We start from the raw sequence: 14,595 nt of genomic DNA, 5'->3' as shown, positions 1-14,595 counted from the left end.
CGGTCTTCCTTGAAAGGGCCCCTCTTTGAACCTCGCGACGTTCGGCTGATCCTTCTCCCTCGGGGAGAAGATGGCCGAGTCTTCGAGGTCGGATGAGGGAACTCCCCGTCCTCGTTAGACTTGTCGCGACTTGATCGGCTCTTTGTTTGTTACACGAGCCCCGAAGGCTTCCAAGACTTCGGTGGCGAAGGGATCGATGTGATCCTTATTGTGTAACTGAGCCTGTTTCTGCTGACTCTCCTGTAACAGTTGATCTTCGCTGGAACTCAAGAGCGAAAACGTGATGTGCGTTTGATGGCCCGTGATATCCAGGATGGTCTGCTGGAGTCGTTTGAGGATCTCCGGCTTGGACTCGAAGTAGTCCTTCGTGAAATTGTAACGACGACTGAACGAAAAATCCAACTGATTTGGCCCAATAATTGCACATCTGTGAAGACTTCTGAGCTGACTTTTCAGTTTGTCGTCTGATCGAGCAATCAATTGCGTCAGAATGTGCTGAGGCTCGTAGCTGTCGAGCGGCTTTTTGCTGGATGCTTCTTCTTTTGTAACTACTGGCGCTGGATCAGGTTGCGCGGTGATCGTGTTGGCGGGGCTGGGCTGGTGTGGTTTTGGAGAGACAGGAACGACGTGGGGTGGTGTTGCGCGCTGAGCGACCACTGGTGGGGTTAGTTCAGTGCTTTTTTTTTGATCGGTGATCGCTGGGGAAGCAGGTGCAGGGAGGGTTGCGACGTGCGCATTGAAGGATGAAATGAAAGCCTTTAAGCCGTCTGATTTGCCATCGGAGAGCAGTTTTGCCAGACCCGCGATGCTTTGGAGGTCTTCCAGGAGGCTGATGCGGATCAGGGCCAGTTCCAGGTAAGGGCGTGACTGGCTGGCGCGGGACATTTTGCCCTTGGCGTCGCCGAGGATCTGCATGGCGGAGACGATGCGGGAGAGGCCCCAGCGGAGGGCCAGTTCGTGCATGTGACTGCGTCGACCTTCGCTGATACTCGAGAGCGCGACGGAGTCTGCCCCGCTGGCGAGGACCATCAGGTCTCGGAAGAAGGCGATCATCTGGTCGGTCAGGTTGCCGATCTGAACGCCATCGGCGAAAGCGGACTCCAGTGCAGCGAGGACGAGGTTCCGCTGACCGGTGAGAAGGTTGATGGAGAGGTCAAGGAGGCGTTCGTCGGGGGCAGTACCGAGAAGCTGGTTGACGTCGGCGGTGGTGATGCGATCGCTGCTGAAGGCGAGCAGCTGGTCGAACAGGGACTGGCTATCCCGCATGGAGCCGCCGGCGCGTCGCGCGACGAGTTCGATGGCTTCGGGATCGACGTTCATTCCTTCCTGGGCGGTAATCGACGTGAGGCGGTCGATGATCTGTTCGTTCGCCATGGCTGCGAAGTCGAACCGCTGGCAGCGCGAGAGGATGGTATCGGGGAGTTTGTGTGGCTCGGTGGTGCAGAAGATGAATTTGACGTTGGGGGGCGGTTCTTCGAGTGTTTTGAGAAGGGCGTTGAAGGCTTCCTTGGTGAGCATGTGGACTTCGTCGATGATGTACATCTTGAAGCGAGTCCGCATCGATTTGACGGTGACGTTGGCGCGGAGGCTGCGGATATCGTCGATCCCGCGATTGGAGGCGCCATCGATTTCGAGGACGTCGACGTCTTTACCCGCCGAGATGCTCTGGCAGATTTCGCATTGATTGCAGGGCTCGCCGTCGGCTGCGTTCGGGCAGTTGAGAGCCTTGCAGAGAATCCGTGCCATGGAGGTCTTGCCGACCCCGCGGGCACCGGTGAAGAGGTACGCGTGAGCGACACGGCCGGCGGCGATCGCGTTCTTGAGGGCCTTGGCGATGTGTTGCTGGCCAATGACGTCTTCAAAACGCTGCGGTCGGTAACGACGAGCGAGGACGGTGTAGGCGGAGTTGGGAGTGGTTGTTTCCATGGTCGTTCATTTTCAGGATGTATCGTGCGGCGCCAATCATAATGGCTGACGTCGCAACGTACATTACCCAACTATTGTGGAAACGTCATTACTCCCGAGAAAGCCAATAATTGTCGTCGCGGCTCGTGTGTTTCACGGTGATGACAAGGTAGTCGGACTGGTCGGGACGAAAGATAAAAATATACGGGAATTTTCCCAGTCGGACATAGCGATAAGGTTCAGAATAAATCGATTGGGAATCGGCAGATCGTTTGATTTTTGCTTCCGCTTTCCGTGAGGCTGTCACGAACTCTCTTGCCAGCGATTTTCTAATCGATTTGTAGAAGTTTAATGGCTTCATCAAGATCTCTTCGAGCCTGAGGTCGAAACCTGAGGTTAGGCATCCAAGTCGATCCTCTCCATCGCCTCTTTGAAGATCAGTTCGGAATCGATTGCCGACGATGGATCAGCAAGGTGTTCTTGCCATCGACGTTCCAGTTCTGCGATCGTCTCGGAATCGGGTGTAATTGGATCTGCTTCGTCGAGGATCCGGCTGGCCAGATCGATTCGATCTTGTTGGGATAGTGATTTCGTGGCTTGGAGAATTTGCTCTTTTGTCATTATTCTCTCTTTACAACAAGTAACGATTTCAATTGACGATCAAGGATGCATCTGGCCAGAGTTCGTTTCGGAAATTGCTCAGGTGGTTTAGCGAGCATCTCTCCATTGCCAGTAGCTGTCGTCGCGGCTGGTGTGTTTGACTGTCACTGCCAGATACACATCGTTGTCGGCGCGATAGATGATGAGATAAGGAAAGCTTCTTAGCTTCTGGAAGCGATAGATTTCTGAATAGATCGAACCGGATAGCGGAGAAGTTCTAATCCTGGTCGTTGCCAGCTCGAATGCCGTGACAAATCGGTTGGCCGTACTTTTGTCCTTCTCAAGGTAGAAAAACAAAGCTTCTTCGAATTCATTCTGAGCTTCATCCAGAAGGCGAAGTTTATTCATGCCTGCGGATCAACTCCCTGGCGTTGGCGATCACCGTATCCACGTCGACTGCACTTGACGGGTTAGCAAGATAGTTCTGCCATCTTCGATCCAGCTCTGCCAGTTCAGCTTCATTTGGGGCAGCGACCAACGAAGGCGGTGTTCCTTGCTCTTCAATAATCCAGTGGGCGAGTTCCAGTTGCTCATGGTCTTGGAGGGACTGGACTGCTTCGAAGATCTCTTTTTTTGTCATTGCAATCTCCAATCGATTGCTGATCATCTTAACTTACTACAAATCAACACTTCAAGACCTGACCGCGCAGCAAAAAGGGGCGGGAGGCTGCCTCCTCACACACCTGGCCACCGAAGCGTAGGGCTGCTTCAGTTACGACCTGACCCGGTTGGCACGGCACCACCGTGCTTGGAGACAGCCTCTCACCCCTTGGAACAGCCGAATTGATCGGCGGGTGGCAATTGGCCAAGCTGAATTATGCCGTTTCTTAAGTGAAAATCAAGTCGGTTCACTGGGGATCAGGCGGGTTTCGCGTGAATCTCGCGTCGGCTGATCCGGAAAATCCAGTAAAAGATCATAAAGAGACAGCGGATCGTGATGTCGCAGACCATGCCGAGCCAAATGCCGATGAGGCCCATCTGCAGGTGAATGCCGAGGAAATACGCGACTGGCAGGCGGATCAGGTAGATGCCAAACAGGCTGGAGAAGAACGGGATCCGTGTCTCCCCTGCCCCTTGTGCGGCCTGGTTGAGGACGATCAGGACGCCCAACTGAAACTGGTAGGCGGCGAGGAGTTTCATTGCGGGGATGCCGACATCCCAGACTTCGGGGGATTTGTGCATCAGGTGGAAGATCTGGCCTGACCCGAAGTAGAAGATCAGGCTGGTGACGGCTGCGATGACGCAGACCTGGAGGCAGGCGTAGAGGCCAAACTTTGAAGCGAGGTCGCGTCGCCCTGCCCCGATGGACTGGCCGACGAGGGTGGCTGCGCTGCGTCCCCAGGCGACGGCGAGAAGGTAGGAAATGCCTTCGACTTCCATCGCGATGATATGTGCAGCGAAGGTGGCGGAGCCGAGGCTTTTGACCAGGCCGATAAAGATCAGGTGTCCTGACCAGGTGGAAACGCCTTCGCCGAGGACCGGGAGGCCTAAGCGGAGGAGGTCGCGGTTGATGTTTTTGTGATCGGCGTCGTGGCCGTCGACGACTTTTTCGTAGGCGGTTAAGGGTTGGATCGGTCCGAATTCGGTGTGGGAGTTGTCGGCATCGGAGCGAACGTGTCTTGCGCGTGTGATGGATGTGGGACCGAAATTGAGCAGGGAGGCCATCGCGATACCGCCGCAAGCCTGGGCGAAGACGGTGCCGATGACGATGCCATCGACGCCGAGTGCTGGTATGCCGCCGAGGCCGTAGACGAGGCAGTAGGATGCGGGCATGTTAAGGACGAAAATGCCTGCCTGAACGAGAAGAGGGATTTTCATGTTGCCGGTGGCACGCATGATGGCAGCGCCGCAAAGGGTGATGGACTGAAAGGCGAAGCAGAGGCTGGCGAGTCGCAGGTAGCGGGTTGTGATGGTCAGATCGTCGCCGCGCATGCCGATGCTCCAGGCGTACGTGCCGGAGAGGAGATAGCCGAGTAACGTGCAGGTGATGCCGACGAGGGCGGCCCAGATCATGGCACGCCGGGCGACAAGTTGGGCATCTTGGAAACGTCCTGCGCCCCAGCGGTTGGCGACCATGGCGTGGGCGCCGATGCCGACGGTTCCGACCATCAACGAGGCGAGCCAACTGACATATAACGCGGCTCCGAGGGCATTGGTCGCTTCGAGGCTGACCTGGCCGGAGAGCCAGATGTCGAAAAAGCCGATCATGAAGACGAGGAGTTGTTCGCCCAGGATGGGAAGCGCGAGTGTGAAGACGCCGCGCGCGGGCGAGGCTCGCAGGGCTGGCGGGAGCGTGATCAACTCGTCAGGTTTTACGGAAACATCGGTTGCCATGGGGGCATATGACTCGGAAATCTTTGTTCGTCGATCTGCTCTGCTGGTTTTGGAAGTCTCACCTTACCGTGATTCAGGTTGAGTTTTCACCTGAGCAACGTCCGTGAATTGAGATTCTCGAGTTCACGTTAGCCTGGTGGCCATTTCATTTCGCGGTCGCCGAGGAGGTGGATGTGGAGATGAAAGACCGACTGTCCGGCTTTGGCTCCTGAGTTCATGACGGTACGGAAGCCGTCTTTGACGCCATGTTCTTCGGCGAGTTTACTAGTGACGAGGAGCAAGTGGCCGAGGAGTTCCTTGTGTTTTTCTTCGGCATAGGCCAGGGAAATGATTTCCTCTTTCGGGATGATCAGAATGTGGACGGGGGCTTGTGGAGAGATATCGGGGAAGGCGATGCAGAGGTCGTCTTCGTAGAGGACGTTGGCGGGGATTTCTTTATCGATGATTTTTTTGAAGATGGTTTTTTCGGGCATGTTGGGGTCCTGCGAGTTCACTGTGGGGAATCGAATCTGTCGGAGCATGAAAGGATATCTGTTTCCAGTCAGCGGCCCAAGCCTTGGCGGGCGGTGTCTGGAAAAGTCCGTTGTGCGTGACTGTTGCTCAAAAGAAAAGATCTGTGAGAAGCATTGCTTGGCTACAGATGCTCGCCGCCTGTGATGGGGAGGATGGTGCCGGTGATGTAGGGGGCGTTGATGAGAAAGAGGATGGCTTGGGTGACGTCTTCGGGGGAGCCGGGGGTTTGGAGGGGGACGTTTTCGCGGATGCGTTGTTCGTAGTCGGCGGGTTTGGGCTCGGGTGCGAGCATGGGGCCAAGGGAGAGGGCGTTGACGCGGGTATTCGGGGCGAGTTCGAGAGCGAGAATCTCGGTCAGTGACCAGAGAGCGGCTTTGCTGAGAGAATAGGCGAGGTAGTTGGGATCCGATTTGCGGGCACGCCAGTCGAGGAGGTTGATGATATGGCCTTGGTGGTTGGGAGGGAGTTGTTTTTGGAATTCCTGGGAGAGGAAAGTGGGGGCTTTGAGGTTGATCGTGAGGTGGCTGTCGAAATTCTCCTCGGTCAGGTCGTGAAGGTGAGAGGCGTTGAAAATGGCAGCGGAGTTGATGAGGAGATCGACTGGGCCGAGCTGTTTGTTGGCCTGCTGGAAGAGTTCACGGGAAGCAGCGACGGGATCGGAGAGGTTGGCCTGGATGAGAGCGACTTTGACGCCGAGAGATTTGAGTTCGGAAGCGGTTTGCTCGGCTTCGTCGCGCGAAGAATTGTAATGGACGGCAATGTTGATCCCCTGCTCTGCGAGTGCGAAGGCGATGTGTTTGCCGAGGCGGATGGCGGAACCTGTGATGAGGGCGCTAGTGGGTTTCATTTATTGCGATCAAGGGTAAGTGAGATGTCTGTCGAAGTTGGAGAAAACGTGTGTTTATGGTCTTAAGAAACTTGATCAGATGCTAGCCGGAGTGGTAGTCTGCTGTTGAAGTTGAGATCCTGTCTCAACTTTTGTCTTGAAGATTCTGCTATCTGCCCGCCAGCATCATGCCAGCCAGTGCGATCGTAGGAATTGACGGCTCCCTTGCGTCAATCGATCCGGCTGTGCGACTTCGATGCGTTGCTTTGGTCGGCGTTCTTTCGCGATGTTGATTTTTGATTCTTCTTACCCGTTCTCCTGGGAACATGTTCATGACGACGATACCTGCTCGTCCCCCCAAAGTTGATTCTGAGCTCGAAAGCAAGGCCGTTTCAACTGCTCCTGCCACGGATACTCTGGCTGAGACGAAGGTTGCTCCAAAGAGGCCTGCAGGGGAATTAAAGCCGAAGGTCGTGCTGAAGAAACGCAGTGCGCTGGTTCGGGATGCGATTCAGCTGACGCGTCGGGCTCACCTTTATGCGGGGCTGTTGTTATTGCCTTGGGTGTTTTTGTATGGGGTGACCGGGCTGTTGTTCAATCACCCGACATGGTTCGCGGATACGCTCAACATTGCCTTCGGTCGTTCGGAGATGAAAGGGACAGCGATCGAGTCGTTGCTGACTCCGGCTCAGATGGCGGCCGCTGTTCTCGAGCAGATGAATCAGGGTGAAGAGAAATATGTTCTGGATGAAAGTGAAAAGCCACATCTGGTGCGAGGGGGATTGTCAGCGACGATGAAAGGTTCCGATGGGAAGACTTACTCGGTGTCGATGAAAGCAGCGGCGACGGGGGGATCAATTCGGGAGTTGCGAGGTCGTGGAAGAGCGCCAGTCGCTGTTCCACCAGTTGCGGGTACGTTACCAACTCAAGGTCGCGAGGGTCCGGGGGGCGGTCGTGGTGAAGGCGGTACACGTCAAGGTGAGGGGGAAGGACGGCCGAGTGGACGTCGCGAAGGACGCCCTGGACGCGATGGTGGAGCGCCAGTCGATGGTGAGGGGACAACTCGTCCAGATGGTGGACCGCGTCCAGAGGGGTTAGCTGGAGGGCGATCAACGGAGCGAAGTGCTGTCAAAGGAAGTGATGCGCCATTCGCCAAAGCTTCGGGAGTGGAGTTGGCACAGTCGCCGATTCAGCAATTGACGGAGTCCGCAGCGACGCTCATGGAGAAGCAAGGATTTCAAGGGGCGGAGGTGGCGAGCGTGCAGATGGCGGCGTTAGAGTTCCAAGTTCAGGACTCGAAGAACGAAATCTGGACAGTAACCTACGATGCGAAGGCTGGTTCGATCCGAGGTGAGAAAGCCAGTGAAAAGGAAAGTGCGCTCGCGGCATCGCTGTCGCTGCGACGATTCCTGCTGAATCTACACGTTGCCCATGGTTATCCTGACGAGATGAGCGCGCGGTCGATCTGGGCGGTGTTTGTCGACATCATGGGGCTGACAATGATCTTCTGGGGGATCTCCGGGATCGTCATGTGGTGGCAGATCAAGCGGACACGGCTGGTGGGAGCGCTCTGTTTGATCTTCAGCACTGCCGTTGCGTTGTGGGTCGGTTTTGAGATGCACAGCTCGATGATCGGGTAGCGAGACTGGAACGCAGAGCTCGCGGAGAGATGAAATGAAAGAGGCACCTCAAGCTGATGGTTTGAGGTGCCTTTTGTTTTTGTGTTGCTTCGGCAGCACTCAGCTGAAATTCGACTTTGGCATATTCATGTCCGACAGGTCGATGAGGGGGCGGATCTCGGTGGTGCCTCGGGTGGAGCCGGGGAGAGACTGAGCGATCTTGATCGCGTCTTCGAGCGTCGGGACGTCGATCAAGAAGAAGCCTGCGAGGAACTCCTTGGTTTCGGCGAAGGGTCCGTCGCTGACGAACGACTGGCCTTCGCGGACGCGGACGTGAATCGTCTTGTCGATCGGCTGTAAGGGAGCGGCGTGGATGTACTGGCCTTTGGATGCGAGGTCGTGGCAGAGTTCGATGGAACGCTGCATGGCGGGGAGGTGATCTTCGGGAGGCCAGGCGTTTTCCGGGGCGTAGGAGAGGAGGATGTATTTCATCAGTAGGAGTCCTGTCAAAGATTAGAGCTGATTTTCTGAGTAGTCGAATCAGCGGGTTATGAATCGACAGTGTTAGAAGAATTATGGCAAACTTGTTGGTTCAAGCCCGGGGAGGCTTTGTCTCAAGTTGGTTTAGAAAATGAAGGCTAATGATTGCCTATCGCCCACCCTCATCCGTCGTCGAAGCGACGCCACCTTCTCCCCTCAAGGGAGAAGGGACAGCTATGTAGCGAATTGCAATTGAAGGGCTAACTCTTTCACCGCCGTCATCGGGATTTGATCTCGTTCGATGTTGCGGTTGGAGGAGATGAAGACGGGGGCTTCCTGCATCTCTTTGTCGGTGGTTGGTAGCCGGCCGTGGCTGCCTTTGACGATGGTTGCGTCGAGGCCGATGACGTCCATGTAGTAGCGGAAGCCGAGCATTTTTTGGGCGAGGCGTCGGGCGACGCGGAGCTTGGGGAGTTTCAGTTTGGGGTCGACAAAGAGTTCGACTGGGTCGTAGCCGGGTTTGCGGTGGATGTCGACGGTGCGGGCGTAGTCGGGGGCGAGGTGGTCATCGAGCCAGAAGTAGTAGGTGAACCAGGCGTCGGGGGCGGAGATGGCGACGAGTTCGCCGGAGCGTTCGTGGTCGATGCCGAAAGATTTTTGTTCGTGGCGGTCGAGGACGCTTTCGATACCAGATGACTTGGAAAGCAATGCTTTGACGGGTTGAATGTCTTCCGGGCGTCGGACATAGACGTGGGCGAACTGGTGGTCGGCGACGGCGAAGGCGCGGGAGGCTCCGCAGTCGAGGGTTTCCCAGCCGAGGGGTTCTTGGCGGACGGTGAGGTAGCCGTGTTCGCGGAGAATGCGGTTGATGTGGACGGGCTGGGAGACGTCCGTGATCGCGTATTCGGAGAGGGCGATGATCTCCATCCCCTGCTCTTTTGCGACGTTGATCAGCTTGCCGGCTTCTGCATCGACCTCGCGGATGTCCTGTGCGACTCTGGGGTCATTGGGGCCGAGACGCTGAAGGTTGTAATCGAGGTGTGGCAGGTAGACGAGGGTCAGCGAGGGTTTGTATTGCTTGAGCATGTCGACGGAGGCATCGGCGATCCACCGGCTGCTTTCGATGTTGGCGGTCGGGCCCCAGAACTTGAAGAGGGGGAAGACGCCGTAGCGAGACTGCAGTTGATCCCGCAGGTTGGGTGGGTGGCTGTAGCTGTCCATTACCTTGCGGCCATCCGCCGGGTAGCTGGGGCGCGGCGTCATCGAGTAATCGACGCTCGCGTACATGTTGTACCACCAGAACATCTTCGCGGTGGTGTATTTCGGGTCTCGCTTTCGAGCGGCGTCGTAAATGCGTTCGCCTTTGACGAGGTGATTCGACTGACGCCACAGCCAGACTTCTGCCTGGTCACGGAAGTACCAGCCATTCGCGACAGCGCCGTGCTGGCTGGGCATCGTGCCGGTCAGAATGGACGACTGAGCCGTGCAGGTGACCGCGGGGAGAACGGTCCCCATGGGACGCGCGAAGCCTTCGTCCGCGAGACGTTTGAGATGGGGCGTATTCGGTCCCAGCATGTCATACGTGAGGCCGACGACGTTGAGAATCAGGAGGGGTTTGGTCATGAACTGATCATCGCGATCAGAGGCGGGATGGGCAAGGGAGAGCAGAGATGTGTAAGATGCAAGAAGCTATCCAGGATATTGGTAGTTGGAATTGCGCGAGACGAATTGTGAGGAGTCAGGAAGCATGAGTTCTACGAATCCTGAGTTGGACTTGATCGTTGAGGAAGTAAAGTCGCTGATTGATAAGGGTGTGCAGGAGGAGGAGGTGATGCACTATGTGGCGTCGAAAGATCTACCGGTTATAAAAATGATTTACATCGTGTGTAACGCTTATCGTGTTGGCATTCGTGAAGCTGAAGTCAAGTTGAGCCAGGTGAAAGGCTTGAAGAGGAAGGTTCACGAATTTCGAAAATTCAATAACGAATTTTTTCACGAGGTATTTAAGCAACTGAAAGAAGATGAATCAGGTGAATGGAGTTTCGAGGCTCCATAATTTATGAGCAATTATCTTCGGTGCGGTTCGCGGAGCCTCACCAGCACCCTACTTTTTACACGGTTGTCTTTTCTGTTGAGATCGATTTTCGGTTGCGGAAGCGGTCGTGCGAGAAGGCCAGCAGGTCGATCGCGATGTCGGTGAAGATGGTGCGCCCCTTCATCAGCCAGGCGGCGGCGAAGGACCACAGCGCGATCCATTCGAGCCAGAAGAGGGCGTTGTATTTGTCGGCGGTGGCTTTGATTGAGGAGGGCAGGAAGAAAAGGTAAATTCCCATGCTGACCAGGGCGAGAAGAATCACGGTGCCGCTGGCTTTGTAAGTGAAGTCTCGGAAAATCTCGTGAGGTTCGGCTTCGATATTGGCGTGTCGGGCACTGGGGAAATGATGCAGCGAGTAGAAGGCGAGGATCAGAAAGAACGCGCCGCCCGAGGCGACGTGAGCCCAGCCAATGAGTGAGGTTTGCTGGAGAGGATCGGCTTTTTGATCCAGCGGGCAGAAGGCGAGAAATAACGCGAAGACACAGCCGAGGTTGGCGGTCCAGTTTTCGATCCAGTCGTATCCTCGGTAGCAGTACAGGAAGATGCCGATGGCGCACAGAATGCCGACGAAGCCATCACGCAGCGGCGTGTGGTAATAGGAACTCATGTTGTCCTGGATCTCGATGCCGAAGACAAAATAGCCGATGGGGCCTAGAAGGATCGGGAGCAACAGGCCACTGAAGCCGATGGCCCGTCGGATGGAGAGATAGGAAGCGACCAGAGGCTGGTCGGAATTGGAGAGATTGCTGGGCACGAACGGTCCTCAGAGAAGTTTCGCATGATTGAATCGAGCGACGTCTGTTCTAACAGACCTTCTGGAGGAGGTGGTAGTGGGTAAGTGAATTCCTTCGGGAATTGCGGAGAGGAAGGGGGAGTCATGATATCCCTTTGAGCATGGAATATCTCTATCGCATCTTTGACCTTCCTCGTCCTGAAGGGACGATTTCAGTCAGCCCAGGATGAAATCCTGGGTTTCGAAGTGAGCGAGAACGTCCACCCTGAAGGGGTGGTTTCATCGTCGTTCTTGCGGTGAGCGACCCTTACAGGGTCGGGAGAATTTGATTGGGACGAAAACCCAGGGTTTCACCCTGGGCTGGTAGAAATCGTCCCTTCAGGACGGAGAGGGGCGGAGGTTTGGTGTATTCAATGCGTTGATAAAAGGGGGCCGGATAAGACAGGGAGTTCACACTCCCCGCTCGCCTTTTAGTAGTAATATCCCGCGGGCATGATTACAGGGTAGTACGAGGGTTCGTAGTACGGGTAGTAGACGGGCTGTTGAATTGGTGGCGGGGATTGTTGTTGAGTGCGGGCCTGGCAGGGCTGGCAGCAGGTTGGTGAGGGGGACGAGTTGTTTTTAACTGGGGGATTTTCTTTGGGAATTTCGATGGGGGGCTTGGGGGGCTCTTCGGGTTTGTTGGGTTTGGGAGGAGTCGGGTCTGGCTCGAAGAAGGGGGCTTCGGGTTGAGTCACAGGTTTTGATGTCGTGACTGGCTTTTGTGGGATCGGCTGTGGTTTGGGTTCGGGGGTTGGCTCAGGTTGTGGTTGAACTGGTAGGGGATTGTTTCCGACGAGGACGACGACGGGTGCGAACCGTTGCAAGGCTCGCTCGCTGTCTTTGTTCAGAGTCGCGATGATCTGTGTGTTGCCAGCAGAGGCGGGTTTGACGGTGAAGTTGATTTGTTGACTCTGGCCCGGGCCGAGGATGTTGATCTGTTGTTCGGGATTGAAGTTAGTTTGAGTCTGGAAGGCCATCGGGATGGCGATGGTCAGCATGCCGCCGGGGTAGGTGGTGTGGCCGATGTTCTTCAGGTTGATTGTTCCCTGGGTCGGTTTGCCGACAGCAGTTTCCATGGGGAACGTGATCCACATGTCGACCTGGTGTTGAGCGACGCGGGTGACGGATTCGACTTGAGAAGAGGCGGTCACGTAGGCGTAGGCGTGGATCTTGCCTTTGAGGTTTTTCGTGGGGAAGACGGCCTGGCTGGCAGTGACTTCGCCGGTGAGGAGTTGATGGACGCGGTGCTCGGCTTCGTCGTGGAGTGTTGGCTCTTGTGGACGAAGGGGATCAGGCTGCCAGAGTTCTTCGTCGATCAGAATCTCATTGAGGGGTGAAGTTCCGACGTTGGTGATCTGGTAGTTGATTGTGGCATCGGTTGTTGAAGAGAGCTCACTGGGGAGTGATTTCTTGAGTTCAAAGGAGATGATCGCGGTGGATGGCAGGTGGCCATCGAGCAGCGCGGTGGCCTGATGATGGGAATGACTGGGGACTTCGACGAAGTGTAGTCCGGCTTGATAATAGGGGCCGACGTCTTCCATCCAGGGGGAACTTGGCACTGCGGAAACAGGAATGTGTCGACGCCACGGGGCGTTGTTTGACGAGATCGACGTCGAGGTATATCGGAAAGCGGGCTGGTAATAACCTCTGCCTGCGACGCGGAGAATGTTGTCGGGGGGCAATTGAAGATTCGGGACCCAAGACGTGAAGTAACGCTGCATCGACAGGTTCGCTCTCGGCAGACCTGTCGGCAGATTGGAGGGTGGTTGAATCGCTGAGACAGGTGTGACCGGGAACTGTGACCATTCAAAAGGATCGTCAGCCGGGATGGGGAGTTCCTGCTTTGGCCACATGGGGGCGCTTGATTCGGGCGCCCAGTCTCGAACAGGTTCTTCGACAGCAGCGAGAGCCTGATTGCGGAGAGGTTGTTCCGAGAACAGGAGCCCCATCAGCAGATAAATCGTCAGGGCGATGGCCACCGAGCCGGTGGTGACTGTGAGTGGCCAGACGGTCCGCGACCAGAGGTTCCAGAACCACAGGATGACCGGCATGCGGGGTGCGAAGTTGTCTTCATCCTGGTAATTCGTAATTGGGAATTGGGAATTGGCCGGAGGTTTCTTTGCGAACTGTGCTTGTTTGATGGGTTCGCCGGTGGAGGTGAAGTGCTGGCGTCGGAGGACGGGGGTTTCTTCGCGTTCTTCAATGGGGCGCGGGCGGTAGGTGGTGTGTTCGGAACGCGTATAGGGATCGCTGATCTCTTTGGTGGTGAAGAAATCCCAGACGCGGTAGAAACCGGTCTTCCAGTAACGCCAGAGGCGCGAGAGACGGGTCGCGCAGTAGTCCCAGGCCATGTAGAGAAGGTCGGTCACGCGGTCGTAGGCGTAGAACAGGAAGTCGAAGAGTTCATCCCAGGCACCGACGGGCCCATCGTCATCACGGTCATCATCGAGATGAGACTGAGGAGCGTGTTCAGGTGTGCGTGAGGAGGGCCGATGTGTATTGGGGCGATTCGAAAATTGGTTGTCTTGCATTCCTTGCGTCCCTGTCGCACGTTACAGTGAGGGCAGTCCATTGCACCTGTGAACTCCTGGTGATGTGCAAATTGAAGGCGTCATCGTCTTCCTGCACATCTGCAGCAGAGAGTTTGCAACGCCCTGCTGGCCTGAGAGTGGGGCGTGGAATAGCAGAATTTACAAATCAGTGGAAGATGAGTCTGCCAGCAGGATCCATTGGGAGATATTCCCCTCGGCGACTCGCCGGGGGCTAAATAATCAAAGGGCGGTGTGAGATGACAGCGAAGATTGTACTGATTGAGGATGATCGGGACATTTCACAAACACTGCAGAGTGTGCTTCTGGCGGCGGGCTATCAGGTGAAGGCTGCGTCGAATGGGAATGATGGGCAGGTTTTGATCGAGCGGGAGAACCCGGATCTCGTGATCACCGACATGATGATGCCTCGCATGGGAGGCTTTCCGGTGCTTGAGTATTTGAAGACACTCGAAAATCCGCCGAAGGTGATTATGATTACCGCAAATGAAGGTGGTCGTCATAAGGCGTACGCGGAAATGCTGGGCGTTTCTGATTATTTACGCAAGCCGTTTGCGATGGATATTCTTCTTGATGCTGTTGCCAGGGCGTTGGGGGAAGAGAAGCCGGCTGGTGGCAAGGCCAAGAAAAAGTAATTGGAAGAAGTAAGTGGAGACTGGATCTCAATTTGGGAATAGCTTTGCGTCAATTTGACGCATCGCGAATCCGTTGTGGATGTATTAGGATTCGCCCGCAACGACGGTTTGGACAGGGATGTCAAGGCATGATGTTTCCGAGAACGAACCGAAATTGATTGGCTGCAAAAAGGGTCGAGGGCAAAGTCTCTTCGATCTCTTTCA

15 protein-coding genes are annotated in these 14,595 nt (G+C 55.7%); 3 read left to right on the top strand and 12 right to left on the bottom strand.

What is annotated here, in order from left to right:
• Nucleotides 1-114 precede the first annotated feature (114 nt).
• The 8 genes from dnaX to SH248x_RS08800 all read right to left on the bottom strand — a co-directional run bounded on the left by dnaX (nt 115) and on the right by SH248x_RS08800 (nt 6,259).
• Nucleotides 115-1,926 (bottom strand): DnaX/STICHEL family protein, encoded by a 1,812-nt coding sequence (gene dnaX / locus SH248x_RS08835; protein ID WP_459558166.1) that lies wholly within the window; start codon nt 1,924-1,926, stop codon nt 115-117.
• Nucleotides 1,927-2,014: 88 nt separating this feature from the next.
• Nucleotides 2,015-2,266: a hypothetical protein gene (locus SH248x_RS08830; protein ID WP_459558165.1), complete on the bottom strand. Its 252-nt coding sequence runs from the start codon at nt 2,264-2,266 to the stop codon at nt 2,015-2,017.
• A 35-nt stretch (nt 2,267-2,301) separates the two neighbouring features.
• A complete protein-coding gene (locus SH248x_RS08825) occupies nt 2,302-2,526 on the bottom strand; it encodes an addiction module protein (RefSeq protein ID WP_459558164.1) in 225 nt (74 codons plus the stop codon).
• Between the two features lie 87 nt (nt 2,527-2,613).
• Nucleotides 2,614-2,913: a type II toxin-antitoxin system RelE/ParE family toxin gene (locus SH248x_RS08820; RefSeq protein WP_459558163.1), complete on the bottom strand. Its 300-nt coding sequence runs from the start codon at nt 2,911-2,913 to the stop codon at nt 2,614-2,616.
• A complete protein-coding gene (locus SH248x_RS08815) occupies nt 2,906-3,145 on the bottom strand; it encodes an addiction module protein (RefSeq protein ID WP_459558162.1) in 240 nt (79 codons plus the stop codon). Before SH248x_RS08815 ends, SH248x_RS08820 begins: the two co-directional genes overlap by 8 nt.
• Before the next feature lie 278 nt (nt 3,146-3,423).
• Nucleotides 3,424-4,899 carry an MATE family efflux transporter gene (locus tag SH248x_RS08810; protein WP_459558161.1) on the bottom strand — a complete coding sequence of 492 codons (1,476 nt, stop codon included), beginning with the start codon at nt 4,897-4,899 and terminating at the stop codon, nt 3,424-3,426.
• 128 nt (nt 4,900-5,027) lie between these two features.
• Entirely contained in the window at nt 5,028-5,372 is a 345-nt protein-coding gene (locus tag SH248x_RS08805) for a histidine triad nucleotide-binding protein (protein WP_459558160.1), read from the bottom strand.
• A 161-nt stretch (nt 5,373-5,533) separates the two neighbouring features.
• Complete coding sequence (locus SH248x_RS08800) at nt 5,534-6,259, bottom strand: SDR family oxidoreductase (protein ID WP_459558159.1); 726 nt, start codon at nt 6,257-6,259, stop codon at nt 5,534-5,536.
• A 311-nt stretch (nt 6,260-6,570) separates the two neighbouring features.
• Between SH248x_RS08800 and SH248x_RS08795 the strand changes: the two genes are divergently transcribed.
• Nucleotides 6,571-7,878, top strand: a complete 1,308-nt coding sequence (locus SH248x_RS08795) for a PepSY domain-containing protein (RefSeq protein WP_459558158.1) — start codon at nt 6,571-6,573, stop codon at nt 7,876-7,878.
• Between the two features lie 99 nt (nt 7,879-7,977).
• Here the strand turns inward: SH248x_RS08795 and SH248x_RS08790 are convergent, their stop codons facing one another.
• Both SH248x_RS08790 and SH248x_RS08785 read right to left on the bottom strand, forming a co-directional pair.
• Complete coding sequence (locus SH248x_RS08790) at nt 7,978-8,349, bottom strand: YciI family protein (protein ID WP_459558157.1); 372 nt, start codon at nt 8,347-8,349, stop codon at nt 7,978-7,980.
• A 222-nt stretch (nt 8,350-8,571) separates the two neighbouring features.
• Nucleotides 8,572-9,960 carry an alkaline phosphatase family protein gene (locus SH248x_RS08785; RefSeq protein WP_459558156.1) on the bottom strand — a complete coding sequence of 463 codons (1,389 nt, stop codon included), beginning with the start codon at nt 9,958-9,960 and terminating at the stop codon, nt 8,572-8,574.
• 124 nt (nt 9,961-10,084) lie between these two features.
• On the opposite strand from SH248x_RS08785, the gene SH248x_RS08780 reads away from it, so the two are divergent.
• On the top strand, nt 10,085-10,393 hold the full coding sequence (locus tag SH248x_RS08780) for a hypothetical protein (RefSeq protein ID WP_459558155.1): 309 nt from the start codon (nt 10,085-10,087) through the stop codon (nt 10,391-10,393).
• A gap of 55 nt (nt 10,394-10,448) precedes the next feature.
• Here SH248x_RS08780 and SH248x_RS08775 read toward each other — a convergent pair whose 3' ends face one another.
• Together SH248x_RS08775 and SH248x_RS08770 are read right to left on the bottom strand one after the other, a co-directional pair.
• Nucleotides 10,449-11,186: a hypothetical protein gene (locus tag SH248x_RS08775; protein ID WP_459558154.1), complete on the bottom strand. Its 738-nt coding sequence runs from the start codon at nt 11,184-11,186 to the stop codon at nt 10,449-10,451.
• Nucleotides 11,187-11,635: 449 nt separating this feature from the next.
• Nucleotides 11,636-13,738 (bottom strand): hypothetical protein, encoded by a 2,103-nt coding sequence (locus tag SH248x_RS08770; protein ID WP_459558153.1) that lies wholly within the window; start codon nt 13,736-13,738, stop codon nt 11,636-11,638.
• Between the two features lie 257 nt (nt 13,739-13,995).
• On the opposite strand from SH248x_RS08770, the gene SH248x_RS08765 reads away from it, so the two are divergent.
• Nucleotides 13,996-14,391, top strand: coding sequence for a response regulator transcription factor (locus tag SH248x_RS08765; RefSeq protein ID WP_459558152.1), 396 nt, complete (start codon nt 13,996-13,998; stop codon nt 14,389-14,391).
• Nucleotides 14,392-14,595: the final 204 nt, after the last annotated feature.

The sequence above is a fragment of the Lacunimicrobium album genome (genome assembly GCF_052161635.1).
GTDB lineage: Bacteria > Planctomycetota > Planctomycetia > Planctomycetales > Planctomycetaceae > SXPC01.
Note: the sequence above shows the minus strand (reverse complement) of the source record. Positions and strands in the feature narration are given on the sequence as shown.

Bases quoted from the DNA above. Each gene is read 5' to 3' on its own strand.
- SH248x_RS08770 (WP_459558153.1), bottom strand. From the start codon at position 13,738: ATGCAAGACAACCAATTTTCGAATCGCCCCAATACACATCGGCCCTCC.
- SH248x_RS08825 (WP_459558164.1), bottom strand. From the start codon at position 2,526: ATGACAAAAGAGCAAATTCTCCAAGCCACGAAATCACTATCCCAACAA.
- SH248x_RS08800 (WP_459558159.1), bottom strand. From the start codon at position 6,259: ATGAAACCCACTAGCGCCCTCATCACAGGTTCCGCCATCCGCCTCGGC.
- SH248x_RS08815 (WP_459558162.1), bottom strand. From the start codon at position 3,145: ATGACAAAAAAAGAGATCTTCGAAGCAGTCCAGTCCCTCCAAGACCAT.
- SH248x_RS08795 (WP_459558158.1), top strand. From the start codon at position 6,571: ATGACGACGATACCTGCTCGTCCCCCCAAAGTTGATTCTGAGCTCGAA.
- SH248x_RS08820 (WP_459558163.1), bottom strand. From the start codon at position 2,913: ATGAATAAACTTCGCCTTCTGGATGAAGCTCAGAATGAATTCGAAGAA.
- SH248x_RS08780 (WP_459558155.1), top strand. From the start codon at position 10,085: ATGAGTTCTACGAATCCTGAGTTGGACTTGATCGTTGAGGAAGTAAAG.
- dnaX (WP_459558166.1), bottom strand. From the start codon at position 1,926: ATGGAAACAACCACTCCCAACTCCGCCTACACCGTCCTCGCTCGTCGT.
- SH248x_RS08790 (WP_459558157.1), bottom strand. From the start codon at position 8,349: ATGAAATACATCCTCCTCTCCTACGCCCCGGAAAACGCCTGGCCTCCC.
- SH248x_RS08765 (WP_459558152.1), top strand. From the start codon at position 13,996: ATGACAGCGAAGATTGTACTGATTGAGGATGATCGGGACATTTCACAA.
- SH248x_RS08805 (WP_459558160.1), bottom strand. From the start codon at position 5,372: ATGCCCGAAAAAACCATCTTCAAAAAAATCATCGATAAAGAAATCCCC.
- SH248x_RS08810 (WP_459558161.1), bottom strand. From the start codon at position 4,899: ATGGCAACCGATGTTTCCGTAAAACCTGACGAGTTGATCACGCTCCCG.
- SH248x_RS08830 (WP_459558165.1), bottom strand. From the start codon at position 2,266: ATGAAGCCATTAAACTTCTACAAATCGATTAGAAAATCGCTGGCAAGA.
- SH248x_RS08785 (WP_459558156.1), bottom strand. From the start codon at position 9,960: ATGACCAAACCCCTCCTGATTCTCAACGTCGTCGGCCTCACGTATGAC.